The organism is Asticcacaulis sp. (assembly GCF_027484505.1).
Classification (GTDB): domain Bacteria; phylum Pseudomonadota; class Alphaproteobacteria; order Caulobacterales; family Caulobacteraceae; genus Asticcacaulis.
This window is the reverse complement of record NZ_JAIXSV010000166.1, coordinates 1-2,732: the sequence shown is the minus strand read 5'-3', so window position 1 is coordinate 2,732 and position 2,732 is coordinate 1. Positions and strand designations below refer to the sequence as shown.

Sequence of the window (2,732 nt, the reverse complement as noted above, 5' to 3'; positions counted from 1 at the left end):
GCACTCCTTTTCACAACGAGTTCAGGATGTTGTGTGGTCCACCAATATTCTACAATCGACATTTGGCATTGCCGGCGTCGTTTTGCGCCATCTGATCAAGCATCCATGTTTGGTGATTTATCGAAATGCGCCGGCGGCTTTGGGTGGCTGGGAAGGCCGAGAGTTGGCTGACATTTGTGCGCAAATGACTGGCACGGCAGCCTCGTTTTGGGAAGGCAAAAATATGGACGAGTGCGAGGCGTTGGTGGACCGGCGATTTGAAAGCTGGTTCACCACCTTGATGGTGCTGCTCTATGCATTTACATTTTTCCAAATAGTCCGACTTATTTGGATGTTGTGTGTGCGAAAATTAACTGGCGGCTGGGATGCAAAAGACAAACAACCCCAGGTGCAACTTATCTATTATCCGGTTCCGGAAATAGAATGGGAGGCAAACCGTCCAGGCCGAAAGCTTCTGCCACCGAACTCTTAAAATACGCATGTGATGTGGCCATCTCATCCAACGCTGCCTGCATTTCGCAAGCGCAAGCAACCGTGACCATTAGCATAACGGGGGCGGCCAACGTCACGTTCAAAAATGACAATCTGTCTACCAACGCCACCGCCACTACCGATTGCAGCCAATCGATCAACATCAACGTCCCCAGCATGCAGAACACTGTGCAGCAAGCCATTAAACAGCTGGCTGGTACACACATTAGCGACGATGCGACACTCACCAACTTGTCTTCCAGCGTGTCGCGAGCCATGACACAGCAAAACGTTCAGAAAGCCATTGCAGACGCCATTGATGCGTTTAAAATTTCTCTCAAAGCCACTGGCAATGTGGATGTAGTGAATTTCAACGTGTCACAAGTGGCCACGTCCAACCTAAACAACATTGTGCAAAATATGTCCATCACTACGGATGATGGATCCAGCGCCTCGGTCGCCAATGATCTGCAAAAGAAATTGGACACGGCCATGGCAAGCGCGCCTCCCTGTCCTTCGCCGCAGACTGATCATGGACGAGACAATGTGCATTATGCTTCTTATGCTGCATTGATTGTCATTTTATTGTTGCTTGTGTCTTCATTCGTGTTTATCAAGAAAAGTTCGTTGCCATGAGTTTGATAAGAAGAAAAAAAAAATCAAAGGAAATTAAAAAAAAACCTTTTTAAACAAGAAGAAAAAAAAAAGAACAGAAATTGCTAACATGGCCAACAAGGAAATTCACAGGACCATGGCCCGGCCCATTGCCCAACACATTAATTTACTATTGCAGTTGGCGGAAAAAGAGTACAAGCTGCGCTTGCAAAGAGGTCTGAGTGTGCAGCAAAGAGAAAAGAAGGTGACGGAGATTCTGGCCGAGACAGAAATAATTCTCGACTCGTTGGCTGTGGCCAAACGCCGAACCATGACAGTGCCGCGCGTGTGCTGTGCAGATATCATTAACCGGCCAGACAGCGTGGAAGTGGATGTGGGGTGGCAGGAAACGTTTGACATTGCCCGCGGCAAGAATTCCAACGAGTCGTTTATTTTGGAGCTAAAGGACTTGCTGCAGCAAGGCGACTATGGCTTTGTGTACAATGCCACATGGACCAGCTCGGAGATGGGCAAAGCTGATCGGCGGACGGCCGCGGTAGTCAAAGTAGCCAAAATACCGTCCAACAATTTGTGGATGTTGCTCGAGTTTGTGATTCACAGCTTTCTGATGAAGAATTCGGCGCTCAAGCCCTTTTTCACCCATCTGCTGGGGGCGGCAGTAGCGCACAATGACACCTGGCCGTACCGCGAACTGCTTATTGTGCAGGCCTATCACCCTGGGGTGGACATGTACGAGTATCTGAACGAGTATAGTTTCAACGACCGCAGTTTGATTGCCGCCATTCAGCAAATTGCGTTTATTATTTATCACGCGCAGATTGCCTGTCGCTTTATGCATCGCGATCTCAAGGTGGAGAATGTAATGATCTTTGATGCCAACACCATGGACTTTCCCGACAACATCTTGGACAAGGAAAAAGAGTTGTTTCACCGGCCGCCCTACTATGTGTGCAACGAGGTTGAATTTAACACGGAAAACATTGCCATCCAGCTTATTGATCTGGGCTCATCCACCATCACTCTGACCGACAGCAACACAACCATTGCCTGCACCACCAATCGACACCCCGACACAAATAATTACAATACGGCAGCCGACATGGCTAATTTTTGCCTGACTTTATTTCTGGACTATGAGCAAGTACTGGCTATCCGGGCCCCCATGTTGCACGCCTATTTACAAAAGGCCGTGCAGCCCATGTTGGATCACATGAAAAACTTTCCAAACGAAAGCGTGGACATTGTGTCGCACAAGTGCGCCTCGGCTGATTTTGTGCCGCAGAAGCTCATTAAGACGCTGCAGGCGCTTCGAATCGGTCTTGTGCAGCAGGAAATGGAAAATCGGGCCATGCAAGAGATGCCGGCGATCCCGGCGCTGTCGCCTCCGTCAACAGTATCGCTGGCGGTGGCGTCGTCGTCGTCGTAGTGGTCAAAGGCGGCATGGGCACATCCAGCAGCATGCGGCTGTGCAACGAGTTGTTGATAAGAGGGTCCACAATTTCTTTGATGCGCTCGCAAATGACTTCTGGCGTAAATTTTGTGCTGGCAAAATTGTGATGCAAAACAGCCGGCCCCCCGCCGCTGTGAATAAAGTGAAACAGATCCGGGTGTGTCATGCTGGTGTACTCGGCGTTTTGTTCATGCGG

Annotated in this window: 4 protein-coding genes; all 4 read left to right on the top strand. The window is 49.4% G+C overall.

Going from position 1 to position 2,732, the window contains the following annotated elements:
• Window positions 1-472: hypothetical protein (locus tag Q0072_RS10520; RefSeq protein WP_298329526.1), on the top strand; the 472-nt coding region annotated here is incomplete at its 5' end.
• Window positions 424-1,107, top strand: coding sequence for a hypothetical protein (locus Q0072_RS10515; protein WP_298329524.1), 684 nt, complete (start codon window positions 424-426; stop codon window positions 1,105-1,107). The genes Q0072_RS10520 and Q0072_RS10515, both read left to right, overlap by 49 nt.
• An 88-nt stretch (window positions 1,108-1,195) precedes the next feature.
• Entirely contained in the window at window positions 1,196-2,512 is a 1,317-nt protein-coding gene (locus Q0072_RS10510) for a protein kinase (RefSeq protein ID WP_298329521.1), read from the top strand.
• 40 nt (window positions 2,513-2,552) lie between these two features.
• The coding region (locus Q0072_RS10505) for a hypothetical protein (protein ID WP_298329518.1) at window positions 2,553-2,732 on the top strand (180 nt) is incomplete at its 3' end.

What these genes read in the sequence shown, in the direction of transcription:
- Q0072_RS10515 (WP_298329524.1), top strand. Translation starts at nt 424, where the DNA reads ATGGGAGGCAAACCGTCCAGGCCGAAAGCTTCTGCCACCGAACTCTTA.
- Q0072_RS10510 (WP_298329521.1), top strand. Translation starts at nt 1,196, where the DNA reads ATGGCCAACAAGGAAATTCACAGGACCATGGCCCGGCCCATTGCCCAA.